This window comes from Marinomonas transparens, assembly GCF_016463975.1.
GTDB lineage: Bacteria > Pseudomonadota > Gammaproteobacteria > Pseudomonadales > Marinomonadaceae > Marinomonas > Marinomonas transparens.
The window spans coordinates 365,711-387,417 of record NZ_JAEMNX010000001.1 but is presented as its reverse complement, the minus strand read 5'-3'; the positions used below and the strand labels follow the sequence as shown (position 1 = coordinate 387,417).

The following is a 21,707-nucleotide window of genomic DNA, read 5'->3' as shown; positions in this document are numbered from 1 at the left end:
TTTTACAATGACGCTTTTCTATTTAAAAGACTTAGTCGATATCACGATCATTAATATAGGCACGCTCAGAAACTTCATGCCAAGCCGTTACTTTGGCACGGAAGTCTTTGAATGACTCATAGACTTTCATCGTCATCGGATCCGCTGCGGCCGCTTCATCTAAGGTTTCTGTAGAGGCTTTTTTCAACGCAGAAAGCACATCTCGAGGGAAGGGCTTAAGAATCACATTATGATCATTTACCAGCGTTTGTAATGCCGCATTATTCAACGCAGTGAACTCATCCAACATGTCTGCATTCGCCTGACGCGTCGCTGCTCGAACAATCAACTGAAGATCTTTAGGTAAGGCTTCGAATGCTTCTTTGTTATAAAGTGCTTCCATGCTAGAACCTGGCTCATGCCAACCCGGGTAATAGTAGAATTTAGCGGCTTTATACAAACCAAAAGCTAAGTCGTTGTAAGGGCCAACCCATTCTGTTGCATCGATAGAACCAGTTTGCAAAGCAGTAAAGATCTCGCCACCAGGTAAAGTAACTGGGGTACCGCCAACTTTTTTAAGTACTTCTCCACCTAAACCAGGCATACGCATTTTCAAGCCTTGGAAGTCATCTAGAGAGTTGATCTCCTTATTAAACCATCCGCCCATCTGTACCCCTGTGTTACCCGCTGCCATAGGAATTAGGTTAAATGGCGCGTAGATTTCTTCCCACAGCTTCAAACCACCACCGTGGTGAATCCAAGAGTTGATCTCTTGAGCGGTAAAGCCAAAAGGCACCGCAGTAAAGAACTGCGCGGCAGGTGCTTTTCCTTTCCAATAATAAGCCGCACCATGACCCATTTGTGCAGTTCCACGGGAAACGGCATCAAATACTTCCAATGGCGGAACCAGCTCGCCAGCCGCATATACTTTTACATTCAAACGGCCGTTAGACATTTCTGTGATGTTTTTTGCTAAGCTTTCAGCACCCGTCCCCAGACCTGGAAAGTTTTTCGGCCAAGTAGTGACCATTTTCCAATTAATGACTTCGGCTTTAGCTTCTTCTTTCGTGGCTACTTTTTCTTCAGACCCACCACAGGCAACCAAAGTGGCTGCAGTCAAACCAACAATCGCTAACTTGCTCCACGTTTTTATTCTATTCATTCGTTATCCCTCAAAAAGGTAGTTCAGTTATTTTTATAATACTCTGCGAATCAGAAAGGCATTGACCCTAACGTTGGATCATATTTCTTACACATAGGTGATTCAGATAGTATGAATTGAGGCCATTTCTCTCAAGGCTTTTTTATCTTTATTGGTGGTTTCTTTAAATTGAGCACTCTATCGCACTTAAAAAACCAAAAAGCCCCACTATAAACGTAGCGAGGCTTTTTAATTAGAGCGTTTTAACCATTATTCAAACGAGGTTAATACTAGCCTCCTACTCGGGCATTAATATAGGCACGTTCAGAAACTTCATGCCATTCACTCACCGAGTCCAAAAATGCTCTGAATGAGTCATACACTTTTTGACTTTTGGGGTCTTGTGCCGCCACTTCAATCAGTGTTTCTTCAGACGCCTTTTTCAGTGCTGCTAAAAGGTCTTTTGGAAACTTCTTCAAAATCACATTATGATCATTAACTAAGGTTATTAATGCCGCATTGTTTCGCGCTGTAAATTCATTCAGCATATCTTGATTAGCTTGTTGCGCTGCTGCGCGAACAATAGCCTGTAAATCTTCAGGTAACGCATTGAATGCATCTTTGTTAAAAATCGCCTCAATGCCTGAACCTGGCTCATGCCAACCTGGGTAATAGTAATATTTCGCCGCTTTATATAAGCCAAATGCAAGATCGTTGTATGGACCAACCCATTCCGTCGCATCAATTGCCCCAGTCTGTAATGCGGTGAAAATTTCACTGCCGGGTAAATTAACCGGTGTCGCACCCACTTTTTTCAACACTTCGCCGCCAAGACCTGGCATGCGCATTTTTAGACCTTTAAAGTCGTCTAAAGAGTTAATCTCTTTGTTAAACCAACCGCCCATTTGCACACCAGGGTTGCCCGCCAACATTGGAACTAAGTTAAAAGGTGCGTACAACTCTTCCCAAAGAGCCAAGCCACCACCGTAATAAATCCATGAGTTAAGTTCTTGAGCTGTTAAACCAAAAGGTACTGTGGTAAAAAATTGCGCCGCTGGCATCTTACCTTTCCAGTAATAAGAAGCCCCATGGCCCATTTCAGCGGTACCACGAGAAACAGCATCAAATACTTCTAATGGTGGAACCAACTCGCCAGCGGCATACACTTTAACGTTCAGCCGACCACCAGACATTTTAGTAATGTTTTTCGCTAAGGCTTCAGCGCCAGTTCCCAACCCTGGGAAGTTTTTTGGCCAAGTGGTAACCATTTTCCAATTAATCACTTCAATTTTTTTATCCGCTTTTGCCGTTGCCTCTGTCTTTTCAGATCCACCGCAGGCAACCAAAGACATGGCTAACAAAGTAGCCAAGACCAATTTGCTCAATACAACTAGGTTTCGCATTCTTATCCCTCAGGGAGTGGGTTATTTGATATTTGAATTCTGTCTATGACATGAAAAGTAGCGAAAAACACCACTAAACATAGAGAATTGATCTTCTATTGGAACACATATAAAACCTTCCAATATTGTATTTTTATTGTAGGATCAGACAGAAAATAGCCCTATTTGATGAAGTAAACACAAAAAGGGCAAAAGATAATAAGAACTGTAATGATTTAGCTCAACTGTTTTTTTACTGTATATGACGTATCTATCTAGGTCATTCTATAAGTAGAATGTGATACGAGAGAAAAAACCATTAAATATCAACCGTATAATTCCAATTAAGACGTTTTCCTTCCATCGCGGATTGTTCTACCAGACACAAACCATAAATTAACTGACAGGCTTGCTCCATAGACACAGGGGCTTCACCTGTCCCTAATATGGCATTTCCAAGTTGGGCATAAAACTGACGGTAATCTCCCGCTTTCAGCGTGTCATCTAAAGGCACTATCGCGTTTTGATCCGATGCTAGATAACGAGTAACCCTTTGCTGAGCACCTAAAGAAGGATAAGAAGAATCCCACGGCATTTGTCCTGCGCGTAATGCTGCTTCCTGTGGATCCAAGCCAATACATTGCCAACTCCCCTTAGTAAAACGGCCATTGAAACGGCGCATCTCTCCAGCTTCAAATGGTGTTGAACCAAGACAAATTCGTTTGTCCTTATAGCCCAACTCCAACTCAAACCAATCAGCGACAGAACCACCTTCCCTTAAAGAACCTATGCTGCTTTGAATCCAGTCAGGTACACCAAACAAGCAAATTGCCTGATCTAAAATATGTGGTCCAAGATCCCAAAAAATGCCCGTGCCAACACCCGGCTCTTCACGCCAACGCGCTTGTGCAGTGGGCCGGAAGCGATCGAAACGCGAATCTAAATGCTTCAAATCCCCTAACTCTCCGCTATCCAGCAAGGCTTTTAATCTTAAAAAATCGCCATCAAATCGACGATTCTGATAAACACAAAATACCAAGTTCTTTTGCTTTGCTAAGGTACAAAGTTGTTCTATCTCTGAAATACTGGTTACAGAAGGTTTTTCTAATAAAACGTGCTTTCCGCTCTCTAAAGCCAATTTAGCCTGATCAAAATGCAATTTATTTGGCGTCGTGATCACCACCAAGTCCACATCATTTGCTTCAAACACCTCCCGTGCCGTCGCCACCACACGAGCATCAGGGGCTATTGGCCCAACGGCTTCCGCTTGGCTAGTACAAACACAAATCAGCGCCATCTCAGGGTCATTAATCACAAACGGCGCGTGGAAAATGCGACCAGATAAACCGAAACCAATCAAACCAACGCGAATGGTCATAGTGCTCTCTCTAATTTTGTTATTTTACAGGAGGCCACTTCAATCAGTCTTGTAATCTGATTTACTTGCGCCATTGCTCATTCTTCGCGCGTCTGCACAAATCAAAAAATAAGTCTTTTCATCAATATTTTAATCGACCTGAGCTCATTCCTATGAGCTTCATTGCTTAATAATATCGTTTAACTAATTTGCGCTGACGCGCTGAGCTTGCGAAGCAGGCGCAAGCAAATTAGTTAACGATATAAACGTCCAACCAAAAGCTACAAGACTTCCAGTTTAGCAAACGACAGTACTAGCCATTTGCTGCCTTCCTCATCAAAGTTAACCTGCACTCGTGCCTGCGGGCCTTGGCCTTCATAATTGATGACCAAGCCTTCACCAAATACCGGGTGATTTACTCGGTCACCCATGTTGATCGTTATTTCCGGTGCTTTGAAGTTATTCAACACGGTACTGTTTTGCAGACGACTTTTTTCCGTTTGGTAATCAGGGCGTTGAAGTGATACAGGACGGCTCACTTGCGACCGTAAACGCACTTCTTCCAAGCACTGGGGAGGAATTTCTTTGATAAAGCGTGATGGACTATTAAAAGATTCACTGCCAAACAAACGGCGAGACTCAGCATAAGTAATATAAAGTTTCTCCATGGCACGAGTAATACCCACGTAGCAAAGGCGACGCTCTTCTTCAAGTCGACCTGGCTCTTCAAACGACATCTTACTTGGAAACAGATTTTCTTCCACGCCGGTTAAAAATACCAAAGGAAATTCTAGTCCTTTGGCAGAATGGAGTGTCATTAACTGCACCGCATCTTGGTATTCATCCGCTTGTGCATCACCCGCATCTAAAACGGCTTTATCTAAAAAGGCCATTAAGGGCGAGCTAAACTCTTCCTCTTCGTCATTCCAGCTAAAGCCACCCGCCGCACCGACCAACTCTTTCAAGTTTTCAATACGCGCTTCGCCCTTTTCACCTTTTTCTTTTTCATGAAAAGGAATCAATCCGGCTTCTTCAATTATCTGTTCGAAAATATCGTTTAGGTTTAAGTCCGGCTGTTGCACCGTGGTACTCAAACTTTCAATAAGGTGCAAAAACATTTTGATCGCATTGGTCGCTCGGGCAGGCATCAGGGACTGACGTACGACTTCTTCAGCCGCTTTCCACATGGAACAACCTTGATCACGGGCAAATTCACGTAATGTCCCAATGCTGCGCTCACCAATACCACGGGGTGGCACATTAATTACTCGCTCCATGGCACCATCATCATTAGGATCAAGCGCTAATCTTGCATAAGCCAAGGCATTCTTGATTTCTAATCGATCATAAAATCTGTGTCCACCATAAATCCTATAAGGAATCTGTTCCCTAACAAGGCACTCTTCTAGTACTCGAGACTGGGCGTTGGAGCGATATAAAATCGCCATACCGGTTAATGAAGTCCCTTCATCACGCCATTTTTTAATTATGCCCATAATAAAGCGAGCTTCGTCTTGTTCGTTAAAGCCTGCATAAAGAGAAATTGGCTCGCCTTCACCGCTGTCAGTCCATAGCTCTTTACCGAGTCGATCATCGTTGTTCTTAATCAATCCGTTGGCGGCATTTAGAATGTGTCCTGTAGATCGGTAATTTTGCTCTAATCGAATAGTGCCGACGTCTTTAAAGTCTTTGGTGAAATTATGAATATTTTCGATTTTCGCGCCACGCCAACCATAAATAGACTGATCATCATCACCCACGGCGGTAATGGTTCCTTGATCACCAACCATGATGCGTAGCCAAGCATATTGAATGGTGTTGGTATCTTGAAACTCGTCCACCAGCACATGTCTAAATCTCTCTTGGTAATGACGAAGCAAGGCAGGCGAACTCAGCATCAGTTCATGGACACGAAGTAATAGCTCACCAAAATCGAGTAACCCCGCACGCTCGCACGCTTCTTCGTAGTGATAATAAAGCTCACGCATACCTTTGGAGAAAGGGTCATGACTATCAGGAACATGGGCAGCTCGACGGCCTTCGTCTTTTTGTCCATTGATAAACCAAGACACCTGCTTAGGTGGCCAACGGGTATCGTCTATGTTCAATTCACGCATGATGCGTTTGATCAGGCGTAACTGGTCATCACTGTCCATGATTTGGAAGTTTTCTTTTAATCCAGCATCACGCCAATGGGCACGCAACAAACGATGGGCTAAACCATGGAAAGTACCAACCCACATGCCCTGTGGCGGTACGCCAACAAGCTCTTCAATACGTCCTTGCATCTCACGAGCAGCTTTGTTGGTAAAGGTCACTGCCATCAAACTGTAAGGTGACAGCTCATAAGCGTGCATCAACCACGCAATACGATGTACCAATACTCGTGTTTTACCAGAACCAGCACCCGCTAAAACAAGACTATTTTGCAGAGGGGCGGCAACCGCATCACGCTGCTTGTCGTTGAGTGAGTCAAGGATAAAAGAAACGTCCATCAAATTCCGCCATGGTTGAATAGTATTTAATTTGTAACAAAAAAACGGCATGATCAGGTTGATTTTTGATCAAAATACGTTTTTTATTAGCTTGCTAATGTGTTGTCCGTCTATTTTGACTTTTTTTATCTGTCGATGACAGTGAATCTGTGCATTTCAATGTCATCGAAATACGCTAGAAAGGAAAAACCATGATGAGTAACCTAAATAAAGTATTAACTGAAGTAAAAACAGACATTCTTCACGCCTCTATTAGTGTGGATAACGAGACGAAAGAAAAAAACCAAAAAGAAGACTCGGCACGTATGTTAAAAGCACGTCGAGCCATTGAAAAACATCTGGAAGAAAAACGCTTACATCAGGCGATCTCTGACGGTTGGGACGAATGATTTTTTTCTCAATTTATAACTAGATCAACAAACAATTAGAAACCATACCGTTTCAACAGATTCGACCTATAAAATACACGTACCGCTTACCAAGCCTTATTTGGTAAGCGGTTTGTTTGCCCCTAAAACCTGATAACCAGTTAGTCTAAATATACATTTATCTACACGAAACTTCGTACACTTTATGCCCATTCTTATAGCGGTTACTCGTGTCTTGGAGTACCATATGCGCTGATTTTTTATATCTCCTTACCTATAATAAAAAAACAAATAACCCTCTTGGGGAGTCTCTATGTTTGAACATATCCACGCTGCGCCTGCAGACCCAATACTTGGCTTAAATGACGCTTACCGAAATGAACCAAACCCAAACAAAATTAACTTGGGTGTTGGTGTGTACAAGGATGAACAGGGTGTAACGCCAATATTGCAAGCCGTAAAGCAAGCAGAAGAGCGTTTATTAAACCAAGAAGAAACCAAAAGCTATCTCAGTATCGAGGGCTCCCCAGCCTATCGAGAAGCCGTACAAAAACTTTTATTTGGTGAAGATCATCAAATCATTTCCAAAAAGTTGGCGCAAACTGCTCATACTCCGGGTGGTACTGGCGCATTACGCGTCGCTGCAGAATTCATTAAAAAGCATTTACCTGAAGCAACCATTTGGGTCAGTAATCCAACTTGGGCAAATCACCAATCCGTTTTTCAATCTGTTGGCTTAGAAGTAGGAAGTTACGCCTACTATGATGCGAATACCAAAGCTTTGGATTTTGAGGCATTACTCGCCAGCCTGTCACAAATCCCAGAAGGGGATGTAGTGCTGTTCCATGCTTGTTGTCATAACCCAACAGGCATAGACCCAACACCAGAACAGTGGTATCAGCTAGCTAAATTATGTAGTAAACAGGGCTTCTTACCTTTATTTGATTGCGCTTACCAAGGCTTTGGACATGGTATTGAAGAAGATGTTCAAGGCATACGCACCTTCCTTGATTATGTCCCTGAAATGCTCGTTGCCAACTCTTTTTCAAAAAACTTCGGTTTATATAATGAGCGTGTGGGTGCTTTGACCATAGTTTGCGAAACATCAGAGCAAGCGGAAGCGACTTTTACTCAAGTACAACGTTGTATCCGTACTAACTACTCTAATCCGCCTTCCCACGGAGCAGCGATAGTTGCTGAAATCCTCAATGACAAGCAACTACGTAGTCTATGGGAAATGGAATTAAAGAGCATGCGAACTCGTATTCATGAAATGCGTAGTTTGTTTGTGAATACCTTAAGGGTCAAAGGAGTAACGCAAGATTTTTCTTTTATCTCTCAACAGCAAGGTATGTTCTCTTTCTCTGGTTTAACCCCAGATCAAGTGGCTCAACTACGTAACAATTACGGCATTTACATTGTCGGCTCTGGTCGTATCAGTGTAGCGGGAATCACCCATGAAAATATGAACCCCTTGTGTGACGCTATTGCTGCGATTCTGAAGGACTAGATACTCAACTAGCACATACAAAACGGCTTCAGCACCATAAGTTGAAGCCGTTTTTTTATGCCTATTACTTTGTAATTAAGGAGATGCCTGTTGTTTTCTAAGTAAGGAGGCTGTTACCTTATGACCTCTGTTTTCTTCATCTATGTCGCGCTTATTATCTGAAATTAAGGAGCCACCTATGACAGCCACACTGATTTACTGTTATGACCCCATGTGTAGCTGGTGCTGGGGATTTCGTCCTACCTGGACCCAATTACAAAAAGCCTTACAACCCTTAATAGATAGTCAACAATTAACAATTCAACCGATACTAGGTGGCTTAGCCATAGATTCAGATGTCCCCATGCCTGAAGAAATGAAGGAAAAATTGGAAAATACTTGGCAGAATATCCAGTCGAGCTTAGGCAGCGAATTCAATTTTGAGTTTTGGCGTACTGCGACTCCACGACGATCAACTTACCCAGCTTGCCGAGCCTGCTATGTAGCAAGAGATTTTGGGTTAGAAGAAGAGATGTACCATGCCATACAGGAAGCTTATTATTTACAGGCACAAAACCCGTCAGATTTAGACACCTTAAGCACCTGCGCAGAGCACATAGGGCTAAAAGCAGAAGGTTTTCAAAAAGCCATGCAGCATGTAAAAGACGAGCAACTACTAGAAAAAGAAATTAATCAAGCCAGACACCTTGGCTTAAACTCTTTCCCATCTTTAACTCTGTTGTTAGGTGACCATTTAACCCCTATCCCTTTGGATTACAAAGACCACACAAACATGTTAGAAAACATAAAAAAAACGCTGTCGTAACAGCCCTTTCTCAAACTTACTAAATGACCAAACTAGCCAAAGTCGTGATTAATTAAGTCCAACATAGGGTTGTATAAAGGGTCACTAGAAGCATCTCTCTGCTTTTTATCTTCTTTATTTTCCTGCTGTTTAGCCATTTCCCCTATGTCTACCTCTTCCGTACTTTTTGCTGTCAGGTCACTTGTAGCTTTTTCATTCAGCTCATCAGGTTTGCTATCAGAAGACTCATCAAGGGACTCAATGTCAATGATATCTTCTTCTACCTCACTAACTTCTGTGCTTTCTAAGTTCGTTTCAGATAGATCAGCCTCTTCCGAATCAAGCAGATCCTCTTCTACACCCTCTTGTGGCTCATCAATAATTTCTACTTCTTCTGTCTCTGCTGTTTCGGCCTCCTGCTCTAGAGATTCTTCATCAGGCTCAACTGGTTCGGCAATTTCAGGTTCTGCTTCTAACTCAAAATCAGCTTCCTGCTCTATCTGTTCCATAGTCTCAGGTTCTGGCTCAAATTCAGGTTCTAGCTCGGTAGACGCCTGCTCCACTGAATGAACAGCTTGATCTTGCTTATGTTGCTGAACTGCCAGCAACTCAGCCAATTTGTCCGCAAGAGGTTCAATATTATCTAAGGTGACATTAATCGCTAACCAGTGATTCGCATCAGGATCGTGATTCACTAGGGAACCAGGAATAATGGCGTGTCTAAACGACGCGAGCAAAACAGTCATATCTGAAGCTTGCAATGGAATGGATAAACGCATCCATAAAGATAAGCCGCCTTTGCTAGCAGCAAAACTCACTGTATCGCCAAGACGTGATTCGAGATGAGCTTTGATTCTTTCAGAGTTAGCCCAAACTTGACGGGATCGTCGGGTTAATGAACGCTTACTATTAGGCTGTAAAACATCACTCAATGCAACCTGCTGAGCGTTGCTTAATGCCATATCTGCCGCTAAGAAAGCGCCTTCTAATAAAGCTTGATGCCGGCCGGCTAAACACCAACTAGCAGAGCGATCAACACCTTTCGATTCCACACCGCCAATATAAATAATATGGCCAGATTGGTCCAAAGATTTATAGGTCATCACAGGGCCGGCTCGATGAGCTAGGTGGGAACACATGTCCCATTCAATGGCTGGTAGTTTGGTTTCTTCAATAATGGCAAGCCAACGACGTAGGCTTAAATTACTCACCATTTGTCCCATTGGGAAGGCAAACTGTCCGGGCAAGACAATCAGTGAAATCGTTTCATCTCGTAAACAGCTAATCACTAGGTCTAAATCTACCCCCCGTTCACCAGCCGCCAAGGCGATTACTCGTCGACCTAAACTTTGTAGTGTCGTTGTAAGCCTTGGGTCACAAGGAGTAATAACCAAAACCGTATCGCCATGCTGAGTAATAGATTGCACACTTTGCGTCAACATAGTTAGAGGCGAGCGCCCCAACCAAAGATGTGAGGCATGAGATTTAATCCCTAAGCTCTTTAGATAGTCACTGACAACTTCTCGCACAGCAAGATGACCTTTGCCTAAAACAGGAAGATCAACCTCCTCCTGACGTGCTGGCGGGCTTAGAAAGGCATCGCTTTGATCTACTAAGGCACCACGATGAGCAAGACAAGACCAAGCAGACTTAGCATCATCATTTTCTAAATAGCGTAACCCTTCTCCACCTAGTACTAGTGCTGGTTTAATATTACTTCGGTGACAAACAAAATAGCCTGACTTAGGTCGCGACTCTATCCAGCCATCAGCTGTAAGCAATTCATAGCCGTGAATGATGGTGTTTAAGCTCAGCTCCAATTGCTTTGATAAAGCACGCAATGAAGGCATTTTGTCACCCGGTGCTATGGCCTCTTTCGCCATTTGATCCAAGAACCAATCCACCACACCTTTATATAGAAAATCCGCCACTTTTTTGTACCTTTCTTATTTTGCCGCCTAGTATCTGTTATCAATCATTATAGCTGTCTTAAAAAAACGCAAGTAAAACACCAATAATTCCCGATTTTGTTAGGAGTTAAGGTAGAATTTTACTGATTTATTGTCTATTTAATGGCTTTTAAAACCTTTTGTTATCTTAAAGTAGAGTGCCCATGCCTTTCGATCCATCATCACTGCGTCATCTTTTTCCTATTTTATCGCAGCCCGCTCATGGTCATCCCTTAACTTACTTGGATAATGCCGCTACCACACAAAAGCCATTATTAGTACTAGACAGTATCCAAGACTACTATCAAACCTGTAATGCCAATGTACATCGCGGGGCTCACTTCCTCAGTGATCGTGCGACGAATCGTTTTGAACAAGCACGAGAAAATATTGCGCGCTTCATCAACGCCCCAGGACAAAGTCATATAATTTGGACCAAGGGAACAACAGAAGCCATCAACATGGTTGCTCTCGGTTTAGAGCACCTATTGAAAAAAGACGACGAGATTCTAATTACTAGTCTTGAACACCATGCGAACCTAGTACCTTGGCAGCAGCTAGCCTTCAGAACAGGCGCAAGACTAAGAGTATTACCACTCACTTCGAGCGGAGAATGGGAAACGGAATTCAGCCATTACTTCACCGATCGCACACGTATTTTTTCTGCCACCCAAATATCTAATGCCATTGGAACCAGCACGCCATTACAAACCATGCTGGATCATGCCAAGCAACAGAGCGCCTTTACCTTGGTGGATGGTGCCCAAGCTGTGGCACACTATCCTATTGATGTGCAAGCACTAGACTGCGATTTTTATGTGTTTTCGGGACACAAGATGTATGGTCCAACAGGCATTGGTGTTTTATATGGAAAAAATCATGCTTTAGAAGTGTTGATCCCTTATCAAACCGGGGGAGAGATGGTGCGTCATGTGTCATATCAAGCCACCGAGTTCAATATTTTACCCTATCGACTCGAAGCAGGTACTCCACATATAGAAGGTGCATTAGGCCTAGCGGTCGCCTGTGATTTTTTGCTGTCGCAAGACAGACCCGCCTTATTCGCCTGGGAGCAACACCTCGCCAACCATGTCTATCAGCGCTTAAGCAAAGCAGGGGGAATGGAAATCTACTCACCAGAAAAGCACACCACCTTGGTCTCTTTAAGTGTACCCAATATTCATGCCTTAGATCTAAATGCCTATCTAGATAGCAAGGGAATTGCGGTACGAGCTGGCAGTCACTGTGCCCATCCACTTATGGCGCAACTAGGTGTTTCTGGCACATTGCGCGCGTCTTTTGCCTGCTACAATACCTTAGAAGAAGCCGACAGATTCTGTGACGTCCTAATCGAAGCCATTGACTTATTAAGTGATGAGTAATAAACAATGACGAAAACAGCCTTAGAACAAGCACAACCATTCACCATAAAAGCCCAACTGCAAGCCTGTAGTAGTAAAGAAGAGACCTTCAAAACACTGGTGACCTTGAGTAAAAGCCTACCGCGACTTTCAGAAGAAGAAAAAATAGAAGATAACAAGATAAAAGGCTGCGAAAGCGCTGTTTGGCTCATCATCGAAGAAAGTAACGGTTTACGCCACTTCAGAGCCGACAGCGACGCCAAACTTATGCGCGGTGTGCTTGTGGCTATAGTAAGTCTCGTAGAAGAAAAAACACGGATAGATATTCAACAGATGGATTTAAAAGCCGAGCTGCAAGAACTGAACCTCAGCAGCTACCTAACCAGCTCTAGAACCAACGGGATATTGGCTATTTTATCCCAGCTTCAGCAGCCTTAGTTAACCTATCTAACACTCTAGATACCGCCACAAAACCAAAGGTTGCAGTGACTAAAGTACTAGCACCAAAACCCGTATCACACCCCATCTTGGTTTCTGTATCTCCTTTTAAACGCTCTTTGGAGACTGTGCCATCCCCTTGAGGGTAATTAAGTTGTTCGGTGGAATACACACATTCAATATGAAAACGCCGCTTAGGATTACGAGTAAAGTTATAATAGCGACGCAAAAAATTACGCACTTTAGAGGCCAATGGGTCTTTTTCGGTACGCGATAAGTCCGCGGTTTGTATTTGCGTTGGGTCTGTTTGTCCTCCTGCTCCACCAACCGTAATGATTTTACGTTTATTGCGCTTACACCAAGCGATTAAAGCGGCTTTTGGTTTAATACTGTCAATGCAATCAATAATGTAACTAAACGGCTCAGCAAGTAGTTCAGGAATGTTATCAGGGGTAATAAAGTCTTCTATGCAAGTCACTTGGCAATCTGGATTAATTAGAGCGATACGCTCCGCCATCACTTCCACTTTCACTCGCCCGATATTGCCGTCTAATGCATGAATTTGACGGTTAATATTCGTGATGCAAACATCATCCATATCAATCAAAGTGATGTAACCAATACCTGAGCGCGCCAAGGCTTCTGCCGCCCATGAGCCCACGCCACCAATACCAATCACACACACATGAGCTTGAGAAAAAGCCAGATACGCATCATCACCATACAAACGGCGAATACCACCAAATCGTTGATCACTTGTCACTTTTTATCTCCTTGCAGAGTTTGTATCACTGCGTTTTTTCTCTAATGCGTGTATTCTTTTAGCCTATAAATTATGACCATAACCTGTGAGCCTTATGATTCAACAAGCCTTTGAACAGTTGGGGTTAACCCAGAGAGAAACTCAACTTTATCAAACTTTATTAAAACTCGGACCTTCTTCTATCAGAGATATTGCCGAACACAGTGGCATCAATCGCGGCACAGCTTACGAATCCCTCAAGCAATTACAAAGCAAAGGCGTTGTTAGCTATTTCCCTAAAGGAAAACGTCGTTTTTTCACCGCAGAAAATCCCGATATTTTATTAAATCTCGCGGAAGAAAAGCGTAATCGACTCGACAAAACCATAGAAAACCTGAAGAACACTATTATTCCTGGCTTACATCAACAACAACCAGAATACCATCATACCAATGTGCGTTATTACGAAGGGGATGATGGTATAGAGTGGGTTTTGCGCGACATTTTAAACGTGGTATCGCAACAAGACCATAAGGAATATTGTGTATTTTCGTCTAAACCCATTCGCCCCTTCCTCTACCGCCCTTTTCCAAATTACACCAAACAACGAGTAAAACTGGGGATTAACGTAAAAGTAATAGCCCTTGGTGATGGCGGTGAAGACGCTGAATTATCAGAACGTAAATGGATTAAAACCGAAGGCTCGGTAGACGCTAGTTACATCGCTATCTACCCACCTAAATGTGCCATCATTTCATTAGCCAGTAATAACTTCCCATCTGCCGTGGTGCTGGAATCTCAAGACATTGCCAAAGCACAACAGATCATTTTCGATACATTATGGAAAATGCTTTAACAATCTCACATTGAAAACAACAAGCAATAAAAAAGCAGCCCTTAGGCTGCTTTTTTGACTTCAAATTCAACATTACCGCTTATTTATTATCGCGGAACTGCTGAAGTGTACGTAAGCGAGCCATGGCTTCCACCAATTCTGCTGCCGCACGAGTGTAGTCGACGTCAGGTTTTTGGTCAGCTAAAAGCGCTTTAGCATGCTCTTGAGCTTTCAGTGCCGCCTCTTCGTCCAGATCTCTTGCACGAGTAGCTGTATTAGCTAAGACAGTGACACGGTGCGGTTGAACTTCTAAGAAGCCACCGGACACGAAGATAAACTCTTCGTCACCATTTTCTTTAACCACACGAACAGGACCTGGTTGTAGAGTCGTCAGCAATGGTGCGTGACCAGGCATAATACCTAGATCGCCATAGCTGCCTGCCGCCACAAGAGATTGAACCGTTCCGGAAAAAATCTCTTGTTCAGCGCTTACGATATCGCAGTGTACTGTGATAGCCATAAGTTGCCTCTCTTAGTCAGACTTAGTAAAAGCGCCTTACAGCACTTTTACTACGCGTGATGGTTAAAGTTTCTTAGCTTTTTCGACGGCTTCGTCGATGCTACCAATCATGTAGAACGCTTGCTCTGGTAATTCGTCAAACTCGCCATCCAAGATGCCTTTAAAGCCACGAATAGTGTCTTTCAAAGAAACATACTTACCTGGAGAACCAGTAAAGACTTCTGCTACGAAGAAAGGCTGAGACAAGAAGCGCTGGATTTTACGAGAACGGTTAACCGTTTGCTTATCTTCTTCAGATAACTCGTCCATACCCAAGATCGCAATGATGTCTTTAAGCTCTTTATAACGTTGCAATACCATCTGAACACCACGTGCTACGTCATAATGCTCTTGTCCAATAACAAGAGGATCAAGTTGACGTGAAGTAGAGTCTAGAGGATCGATCGCTGGGTAAATACCCAATGAAGCGATGTCACGAGACAATACAACCGTTGCATCCAAGTGAGAGAAAGTCGTTGCTGGAGAAGGGTCAGTCAAGTCATCCGCAGGTACGTATACCGCTTGAACCGATGTGATAGAACCCGTCTTAGTAGAGGTGATACGTTCTTGAAGAACCCCCATCTCTTCAGCAAGTGTTGGCTGGTAACCTACCGCAGATGGCATACGACCTAGCAATGCAGATACTTCCGTACCAGCAAGCGTATAACGGTAGATGTTATCTACGAAGAAAAGTACATCACGACCTTCGTCACGGAATTTCTCAGCCATCGTCAAACCCGTCAAAGCAACACGAAGACGGTTACCTGGTGGCTCGTTCATTTGGCCATATACCAAAGATACTTTATCGATTACATTCGAGTCCGTCATCTCATGGTAGAAATCGTTACCTTCACGAGTACGCTCACCAACACCAGCGAATACAGAGTAGCCGCTATGCTCAATGGCGATGTTACGGATAAGCTCCATCATGTTTACGGTTTTACCAACACCGGCACCACCAAACAGACCAACTTTACCACCCTTCGCAAAAGGACAAACAAGGTCGATAACCTTGATACCCGTCTCTAGCAATTCGTTACTAGAAGACTGCTCAGCATAAGAAGGTGCAGAACGGTGAATAGACCAACGCTCTTCTTCGCCAATTGGGCCTTTTTCATCAATTGGGTTACCTAGAACGTCCATAATACGTCCTAGTGTTTGAGTACCAACAGGCACAGAAACAGGTTTATCTGTATTATCTACAGTCAAACCACGTTTCATACCATCTGTGGAACCCATGGCGATGGTACGAACTACACCGTCGCCTAGCTGCTGTTGAACTTCCAACACCAACTCTTTGCCCTCAATGGTTAGGGCATCATATACTTTTGGCACGCTATCACGTGGGAATTCCACGTCAATAACTGCACCGATAATCTGTACGATTTGTCCGCTACTCATGTTCGGATCCTCTTAATACCTAAATACCTTAAACCGCTGCCGCGCCGCTGACTATCTCAGAAATTTCCTGAGTAATCGCTGCTTGACGAGCCTTGTTGTACACCAACTGCAATTCATCAATGATATCGCCAGCGTTGTCGGTTGCGTTTTTCATGGCAAGCATTCGAGATGCTTGTTCACACGCAATATTTTCAACAACTGACTGATATACTTGAGATTCAATATAGCGAACCAATAATTCGTTTAATATTTCAACGGCTTCTGGTTCATAAATATAATCCCAGTGGTGCTGTAACTCTGTATTCTCTTCCGCTTTTAATGGCAAAAGTTGCTCAACCGTCGGATTCTGAGTCATGGTATTCACGAACTCATTAGAAACCACATATAGACGATCAATGCGACCTTCATCAAAGGCGTCCAGCATCACTTTCACGCTACCGACTAGGTCGTCCGCTTTCGGTGCATCACCTAAACCGGTGAAGGCTGCTGTTACGTTACCGCCGTAGTTTTTGAAAAATGAAACCGCTTTGCTACCAATAGTACAAAGGTCAATTTCAACCCCTGCATCAGCAAACTGTTTCATTTCCTTAATAGCAGCTTTAAACACGTTAATGTTCAAACCACCACATAAACCACGGTCAGAAGAGATTACGATATAACCAACACGCTTCGCCTCACGCTCGGTAAGGTAACGGTGTTTATACTCAGGATTCGCGTTAGCCAAATGGCCAACTACTTGGCGAATTCGTTCCGCATACGGACGAGAAGCGGCCATACGATCCTGAGCTTTACGCGTTTTACTCGCTGCTACTTTTTCCATAGCACGGGTAATTTTACGCGTATTGTTAATGCTCGAAATCTGAGTGCGTATCTCTTTTCCGACTGCCATAATAGAACTGCCCTTGTGAGAGTGTTAATTCACAAACTGCAAGAAAGTGGTGACCAATATAAAATATCGATCACCAACTTATTACCAAGTTTGCGTCGCTTTAAACTTCTCGATTGCCGCTTTCAATGTCGCTTCAATCTCGCCGTTAAAATTGCCAGTTTTGTTGATGTCAGCCATAAGATCAGCATGTTCGCTGTTCATGTAGCCCAACAATGCATTTTCAAAACTACCAATTTTGCTTGTTTCAACATCTTCAAGGAAGCCATCATTGGCAGCGTAAAGAACCACGCCCATATCAGCGACTGGCATAGGAGAGAACTGCTTTTGTTTCATCAGTTCAGTAACCTGTTTACCATGTTCTAACTGCTTACGAGTCGCTTCGTCTAGGTCAGATGCAAATTGAGCGAAAGCCGCTAATTCACGATACTGAGCCAAAGCAAGACGAATACCACCGCCAAGTTTTTTGACAATCTTAGTTTGTGCTGCACCACCAACACGAGAAACAGATATACCAGCATTCATCGCAGGACGAATACCAGCATTAAATGAGCTCGCTTCCAAGAATATCTGACCATCAGTGATGGAGATAACGTTGGTTGGTACGAAAGCGGATACGTCACCACCTTGTGTCTCGATGATAGGTAAAGCGGTCAAAGACCCAGTTTTACCTTTCACTTCCCCATTGGTGAACTTCTCTACGTACTCAACGTTTACACGAGATGCACGCTCAAGAAGACGAGAGTGAAGATAGAATACATCACCAGGGTATGCTTCACGACCAGGTGGACGACGAAGAAGCAAAGAGATCTGACGGTAAGCCCAAGCTTGCTTGGTCAAATCATCATAAATGATCAATGCATCTTCACCGCGGTCACGGAAGTATTCACCCATAGTACAACCAGTGTATGGTGATAGGTAAAGCATCGCTGCTGGATCAGATGCGCCAGCCGCTACCACAGTGGTGTAACTCATTGCACCCGCTTCTTCAAGCTTACGTACAACGTTGGCAATAGTAGATTGTTTCTGACCAATTGCTACGTACACACATTTAATGCCACTGTCTTTCTGAGCAATAATGGTGTCAATAGCTAACGCTGTTTTACCAATCTGACGGTCACCGATGATCAACTCACGCTGACCACGACCAATTGGCACCATAGCATCAATGGCTTTATAACCCGTTTGAATAGGCTGATCAACTGACTGACGTTCGATAACGCCTGGTGCCACTTTTTCAACTTTATCCGTTAATTTTGCATTGATATCGCCTTTGCCGTCGATTGGGTTACCCAATGCGTCAACAACACGACCAAGCAATTCTGGTCCGATTGGAACTTCCAATATACGACCAGTACATTTAACTTTTTGACCTTCAACAAGGTCCTGATATTTACCTAGTACAACCGCACCTACAGAGTCACGCTCTAGGTTCAAAGCTATACCGTAAACACCACCAGGGAATTCGATCATTTCCCCGTACATAACATCTGCCAAACCGTGGATCAGAACAATACCGTCTGCCACGCTGACAATTGTGCCCTCATTTTGGGCATCAGAAGATACATCAAGACTCTCGATGCGCTTCTTAATAATCTCGCTGATCTCAGATGGATTCAGTTGCTGCATGCTAAATTCCTCAACCCTGTTTTCGATTTAACGAATACTAGGAGTTTATCGCCTCGGACAGTTTCGCTAGTTTACCGCGTACTGAACCGTCGATGATTAAGTCACCTGTACGGATAACCACGCCACCAAGCAGGCTCGCGTCTGTCTCATTAGTTAAGTTGATCGTACGATCCAACTTTTTAGCCAATGATGCGGCTAGTGCTTGTGCTTGTTCTGCTGACAATTCAAAAGCAGAAGTAAATTCAACATCCACCGCTTTTTCAAAGTTCAGTTTAAACTGTTGGAATAACTCAGAAATCGCTGGAATCAACGTTAAACGTTTATTCACTGCAAGGGATAGCAAAAATGCTTTTCCTTGTTCTGTGATTATTTCCGCACAAACATCCGCTAGAGCGTTTGCCTTCTCTTCCGCACTAAAAGCTGGATTTCCAAGTGCCATTTTAAGCTTAGGATCCAATGTTACAGTCGCTAATATGTTTAACATATCAGCCCATTCTGCAACTTGGCCTTGCTCACGGGCAACTTCGAAAGCCGCTTTAGCGTACGGTCGCGCGACTGTTTTTAATTCAGCCATTAGACCCTCGCTTAAAGCTCTTTGGCGAGCTGTTCAACGATCTCGCTATGTGCTTTTTCGTCAATAGTGGCACCCAAAATTTTCTCAGCACCAGCAAATGCAAGAACAGAAACTTGAGAACGCAATGCTTCTTTAGCACGCAATATATCTTGTTCTATTTCTACTTGAGCTGCTTCACGCAAGCGCTTGCCATCAGCAATCACCTGTTCGTTAGCTTCATCGATAATTTGGTTCGCACGTTTGTTGGCTTGTTCAATAATCTCGGCCGCTTGATCCTTGCTTTCACGTAATGTTTGAGTGGCTTGTTCTTGTGCCAACTCTAAATCACGGGATGCACGGTTAGCTGCTTCCAAACCGTCTGCAATTTTTTTGCTACGCTCTTCGAGCGCAGCAATGACTGGTGGCCACACATATTTCATGCAGAACCAGACAAAAATGGCAAACGATATAGCTTGGCCTAGAAGTGTGAGATTCAAATTCACGCTAATACCCTCGCTTTTAGTCGTTTAAAAATAATTTCCGCAAGTTTTTGCAGAATATTAACCAGCGACCAAAGCAACAAAAGGATTCGCAAAAGTAAAGAACAATGCGATACCTACACCGATCATAGTTACGGCATCAAGAAGACCCGCTACGATGAACATTTTAACTTGCAACATTGGAACCATCTCAGGTTGACGCGCCGCGCCTTCCAAAAACTTTCCACCCAATATACCAAAACCAATCGCAGTACCTAGGGCACCTAGACCGATTAGAAGGGCTACAGCAATCGCAGTAAGACCAACTACAGTTTCCATTTTAACTCCTACATTTTCACAGTTTTAGATTCAAGGTTTAAATATTACTTTAAAGAACACACTTTTAATGATCTTCGTGCGCCATACTCAGGTAGACGATGGTCAACATCATAAAGATGAAGGCCTGAAGCACGATGACCAAAATATGGAAGATTGCCCATGGTACAGATAAAGCCCATTGTAGGCCCCAAGGTAAAATAGCAATCAAAATGAAGATCAATTCACCAGCATATAAGTTACCAAACAAACGCAATGCTAATGAAACAGGTTTCGCAAGTAGACCAACACCTTCAAGCAATAAATTGAAAGGAATCATCCATTTGCCAAAAGGCTGTAATGTCAATTCACCAACAAAACCACTAACGCCTTTTACTTTTATGCTGTAATAAACAATCAAAGCAAAGACAGAAAGCGACATACCTAACGTAGCATTAAGGTCGGTGGTTGGAACAAATTTGAAATAGACATGGTGTGGGTCGGCACCAAATATATTGACACCAATGAAGCTTGCAAGTGCAGGCAGGAAGTCAACAGGCACTAAATCCATGGCATTCATTAAGAATACCCATACAAAAATAGTCAGAGCTAATGGTGCAATGAGTTTATTCTTGCCATGAAAAGTTTCCTTGACGCTGCCATCAACAAACTCAACCATCAACTCAACAAAGTTTTGTAAACCTGACGGAGTATCCGAAGATACTTTCTTCGCTGCTTTACGGAATAACCACAAAAACAACACACCCAAAGCGATAGAAACCGCCATTGTATCTAGATGAATTGCCCAGAACCCCATCTCTGCCGCTTCTTTTGCATTGTGAGCAAGACCTAATGTTCCATCAGGATGTTGACCAAAGGTCAAATTCTGAAGGTGATGCTTTATATATGCAGAAGCTGTTGGACTTTCAATACCCATACTTATATCCACGCTCTCTTAATGATTAAAATCCTATCCACTACCATGCTAACTATTATTTGAGCATGATAGGGCTGAGCCAATGACTCAAAATTGCGCCCCCAAAACCTGCAAAAAAAGCCCCTGCAGCTAAGGGTTTTATTAGAAGAAAAACCAGCGACAATAAAACCACTGTCATAGCTAATTTACCGGCTTCTCCTCGATAGAATGATCTAACAACATCCTTGGCTGGACGAGTTCCCTTATATCCAAAAATCCGCCAAGCCATATAAATACTAGGTAATATGCTGGTCAGTGCTCCTAATATAAAAGAGTACCCATGCAGACAACCCGAAATGTAAAAAATTCCCAAAGATATCAAAAAAATGAGTGATAATTGTAACAATAGAAAATGAAATATAGCCTTCTTTTTTGCGCTGATTATTGCACTCGCGCTTAACGGCTTATTTATCCCCATTAACTAACTCTCTTTCCTGCACTCTAAAAGTGCAATCAATGTGATGATTTACAAAATTCGAGGCATTATATGGGTAATACCGACAGTGTTCAACTTAAACAGGACAGCAAGGTCACTTTCAGTGCATCTTACTTTAAATAGAAAAAAATA

Annotated in this window: 21 protein-coding genes; 6 read left to right on the top strand and 15 right to left on the bottom strand. The window is 43.2% G+C overall.

The features are described from left to right. Positions 1-31: 31 nt before the first annotated feature. The 4 genes from I8J31_RS01805 to uvrD all read right to left on the bottom strand — a co-directional run bounded on the left by I8J31_RS01805 (position 32) and on the right by uvrD (position 6,354). The gene (locus I8J31_RS01805; protein ID WP_199466473.1) at positions 32-1,141 is read right to left on the bottom strand and encodes a TRAP transporter substrate-binding protein; all 1,110 of its coding nucleotides are present in this window, start codon (positions 1,139-1,141) and stop codon (positions 32-34) included. Between the two features lie 269 nt (positions 1,142-1,410). Further along, the gene (locus I8J31_RS01800) at positions 1,411-2,523 is read right to left on the bottom strand and encodes a TRAP transporter substrate-binding protein (RefSeq protein ID WP_199466472.1); all 1,113 of its coding nucleotides are present in this window, start codon (positions 2,521-2,523) and stop codon (positions 1,411-1,413) included. A 298-nt stretch (positions 2,524-2,821) separates the two neighbouring features. Then, positions 2,822-3,880 (bottom strand): Gfo/Idh/MocA family oxidoreductase, encoded by a 1,059-nt coding sequence (locus I8J31_RS01795; protein ID WP_199466471.1) that lies wholly within the window; start codon positions 3,878-3,880, stop codon positions 2,822-2,824. Between the two features lie 260 nt (positions 3,881-4,140). After that, complete coding sequence (gene uvrD, locus I8J31_RS01790; protein ID WP_199466470.1) at positions 4,141-6,354, bottom strand: DNA helicase II; 2,214 nt, start codon at positions 6,352-6,354, stop codon at positions 4,141-4,143. Between the two features lie 191 nt (positions 6,355-6,545). Here uvrD and I8J31_RS01785 point away from each other — a divergent pair, with 191 nt between their 5' ends. From I8J31_RS01785 to I8J31_RS01775, 3 genes are all read left to right on the top strand, one after another. Next, complete coding sequence (locus I8J31_RS01785) at positions 6,546-6,743, top strand: PA3496 family putative envelope integrity protein (RefSeq protein ID WP_233402528.1); 198 nt, start codon at positions 6,546-6,548, stop codon at positions 6,741-6,743. A 292-nt stretch (positions 6,744-7,035) separates the two neighbouring features. Further along, positions 7,036-8,232: an amino acid aminotransferase gene (locus I8J31_RS01780; RefSeq protein WP_199466469.1), complete on the top strand. Its 1,197-nt coding sequence runs from the start codon at positions 7,036-7,038 to the stop codon at positions 8,230-8,232. Positions 8,233-8,410: 178 nt separating this feature from the next. Further along, complete coding sequence (locus I8J31_RS01775) at positions 8,411-9,037, top strand: DsbA family protein (RefSeq protein WP_199466468.1); 627 nt, start codon at positions 8,411-8,413, stop codon at positions 9,035-9,037. Positions 9,038-9,069: 32 nt separating this feature from the next. On the opposite strand, the gene I8J31_RS01770 is transcribed toward I8J31_RS01775, so the two are convergent. Beyond that, positions 9,070-10,947, bottom strand: coding sequence for a GntR family transcriptional regulator (locus I8J31_RS01770; RefSeq protein WP_199466467.1), 1,878 nt, complete (start codon positions 10,945-10,947; stop codon positions 9,070-9,072). 182 nt (positions 10,948-11,129) lie between these two features. Here I8J31_RS01770 and I8J31_RS01765 point away from each other — a divergent pair, with 182 nt between their 5' ends. After that, entirely contained in the window at positions 11,130-12,347 is a 1,218-nt protein-coding gene (locus I8J31_RS01765; protein WP_199466466.1) for an aminotransferase class V-fold PLP-dependent enzyme, read from the top strand. Positions 12,348-12,353: 6 nt separating this feature from the next. Beyond that, complete coding sequence (locus tag I8J31_RS01760) at positions 12,354-12,764, top strand: SufE family protein (protein WP_199466465.1); 411 nt, start codon at positions 12,354-12,356, stop codon at positions 12,762-12,764. Here I8J31_RS01760 and tcdA read toward each other — a convergent pair. Continuing rightward, positions 12,736-13,527, bottom strand: coding sequence for a tRNA cyclic N6-threonylcarbamoyladenosine(37) synthase TcdA (tcdA, locus tag I8J31_RS01755; RefSeq protein WP_199466464.1), 792 nt, complete (start codon positions 13,525-13,527; stop codon positions 12,736-12,738). The genes I8J31_RS01760 and tcdA overlap by 29 nt on opposite strands. A gap of 94 nt (positions 13,528-13,621) precedes the next feature. On the opposite strand from tcdA, the gene I8J31_RS01750 reads away from it, so the two are divergent. Continuing rightward, positions 13,622-14,362 (top strand): TrmB family transcriptional regulator, encoded by a 741-nt coding sequence (locus tag I8J31_RS01750; protein WP_199466669.1) that lies wholly within the window; start codon positions 13,622-13,624, stop codon positions 14,360-14,362. Between the two features lie 79 nt (positions 14,363-14,441). Here I8J31_RS01750 and I8J31_RS01745 read toward each other — a convergent pair whose 3' ends face one another. From I8J31_RS01745 to I8J31_RS01705, 9 genes are all read right to left on the bottom strand, one after another. Next, positions 14,442-14,861 (bottom strand): F0F1 ATP synthase subunit epsilon, encoded by a 420-nt coding sequence (locus I8J31_RS01745; protein WP_199466463.1) that lies wholly within the window; start codon positions 14,859-14,861, stop codon positions 14,442-14,444. Between the two features lie 63 nt (positions 14,862-14,924). Beyond that, positions 14,925-16,301, bottom strand: coding sequence for a F0F1 ATP synthase subunit beta (gene atpD / locus I8J31_RS01740; RefSeq protein ID WP_199466462.1), 1,377 nt, complete (start codon positions 16,299-16,301; stop codon positions 14,925-14,927). A gap of 28 nt (positions 16,302-16,329) precedes the next feature. Then, a complete protein-coding gene (atpG, locus tag I8J31_RS01735; RefSeq protein ID WP_199466461.1) occupies positions 16,330-17,190 on the bottom strand; it encodes a F0F1 ATP synthase subunit gamma in 861 nt (286 codons plus the stop codon). A gap of 81 nt (positions 17,191-17,271) precedes the next feature. Further along, positions 17,272-18,816 carry a F0F1 ATP synthase subunit alpha gene (atpA, locus tag I8J31_RS01730; protein ID WP_199466460.1) on the bottom strand — a complete coding sequence of 515 codons (1,545 nt, stop codon included), beginning with the start codon at positions 18,814-18,816 and terminating at the stop codon, positions 17,272-17,274. 37 nt (positions 18,817-18,853) lie between these two features. Beyond that, positions 18,854-19,390, bottom strand: a complete 537-nt coding sequence (locus I8J31_RS01725; RefSeq protein WP_199466459.1) for a F0F1 ATP synthase subunit delta — start codon at positions 19,388-19,390, stop codon at positions 18,854-18,856. An 11-nt stretch (positions 19,391-19,401) separates the two neighbouring features. Then, complete coding sequence (locus I8J31_RS01720) at positions 19,402-19,872, bottom strand: F0F1 ATP synthase subunit B (protein ID WP_199466458.1); 471 nt, start codon at positions 19,870-19,872, stop codon at positions 19,402-19,404. Positions 19,873-19,929: 57 nt separating this feature from the next. Further along, positions 19,930-20,187 (bottom strand): F0F1 ATP synthase subunit C, encoded by a 258-nt coding sequence (atpE, locus tag I8J31_RS01715; RefSeq protein ID WP_012072127.1) that lies wholly within the window; start codon positions 20,185-20,187, stop codon positions 19,930-19,932. Positions 20,188-20,251: 64 nt separating this feature from the next. Then, positions 20,252-21,100 carry a F0F1 ATP synthase subunit A gene (gene atpB, locus I8J31_RS01710; protein WP_199466457.1) on the bottom strand — a complete coding sequence of 283 codons (849 nt, stop codon included), beginning with the start codon at positions 21,098-21,100 and terminating at the stop codon, positions 20,252-20,254. Positions 21,101-21,155: 55 nt separating this feature from the next. After that, positions 21,156-21,557: an ATP synthase subunit I gene (locus I8J31_RS01705; protein ID WP_199466456.1), complete on the bottom strand. Its 402-nt coding sequence runs from the start codon at positions 21,555-21,557 to the stop codon at positions 21,156-21,158. Between the last annotated feature and the right edge of the window lie 150 nt (positions 21,558-21,707).

What these genes read in the sequence shown, in the direction of transcription:
- I8J31_RS01805 (WP_199466473.1), bottom strand. Translation starts at nt 1,141, where the DNA reads ATGAATAGAATAAAAACGTGGAGCAAGTTAGCGATTGTTGGTTTGACT.
- I8J31_RS01800 (WP_199466472.1), bottom strand. Translation starts at nt 2,523, where the DNA reads ATGCGAAACCTAGTTGTATTGAGCAAATTGGTCTTGGCTACTTTGTTA.
- I8J31_RS01795 (WP_199466471.1), bottom strand. Translation starts at nt 3,880, where the DNA reads ATGACCATTCGCGTTGGTTTGATTGGTTTCGGTTTATCTGGTCGCATT.
- uvrD (WP_199466470.1), bottom strand. Translation starts at nt 6,354, where the DNA reads ATGGACGTTTCTTTTATCCTTGACTCACTCAACGACAAGCAGCGTGAT.
- I8J31_RS01785 (WP_233402528.1), top strand. Translation starts at nt 6,546, where the DNA reads ATGATGAGTAACCTAAATAAAGTATTAACTGAAGTAAAAACAGACATT.
- I8J31_RS01780 (WP_199466469.1), top strand. Translation starts at nt 7,036, where the DNA reads ATGTTTGAACATATCCACGCTGCGCCTGCAGACCCAATACTTGGCTTA.
- I8J31_RS01775 (WP_199466468.1), top strand. Translation starts at nt 8,411, where the DNA reads ATGACAGCCACACTGATTTACTGTTATGACCCCATGTGTAGCTGGTGC.
- I8J31_RS01765 (WP_199466466.1), top strand. Translation starts at nt 11,130, where the DNA reads ATGCCTTTCGATCCATCATCACTGCGTCATCTTTTTCCTATTTTATCG.
- I8J31_RS01760 (WP_199466465.1), top strand. Translation starts at nt 12,354, where the DNA reads ATGACGAAAACAGCCTTAGAACAAGCACAACCATTCACCATAAAAGCC.
- I8J31_RS01750 (WP_199466669.1), top strand. Translation starts at nt 13,622, where the DNA reads ATGATTCAACAAGCCTTTGAACAGTTGGGGTTAACCCAGAGAGAAACT.
- I8J31_RS01745 (WP_199466463.1), bottom strand. Translation starts at nt 14,861, where the DNA reads ATGGCTATCACAGTACACTGCGATATCGTAAGCGCTGAACAAGAGATT.
- atpD (WP_199466462.1), bottom strand. Translation starts at nt 16,301, where the DNA reads ATGAGTAGCGGACAAATCGTACAGATTATCGGTGCAGTTATTGACGTG.
- atpG (WP_199466461.1), bottom strand. Translation starts at nt 17,190, where the DNA reads ATGGCAGTCGGAAAAGAGATACGCACTCAGATTTCGAGCATTAACAAT.
- atpA (WP_199466460.1), bottom strand. Translation starts at nt 18,816, where the DNA reads ATGCAGCAACTGAATCCATCTGAGATCAGCGAGATTATTAAGAAGCGC.
- I8J31_RS01725 (WP_199466459.1), bottom strand. Translation starts at nt 19,390, where the DNA reads ATGGCTGAATTAAAAACAGTCGCGCGACCGTACGCTAAAGCGGCTTTC.
- atpE (WP_012072127.1), bottom strand. Translation starts at nt 20,187, where the DNA reads ATGGAAACTGTAGTTGGTCTTACTGCGATTGCTGTAGCCCTTCTAATC.
- atpB (WP_199466457.1), bottom strand. Translation starts at nt 21,100, where the DNA reads ATGGGTATTGAAAGTCCAACAGCTTCTGCATATATAAAGCATCACCTT.
- I8J31_RS01705 (WP_199466456.1), bottom strand. Translation starts at nt 21,557, where the DNA reads ATGGGGATAAATAAGCCGTTAAGCGCGAGTGCAATAATCAGCGCAAAA.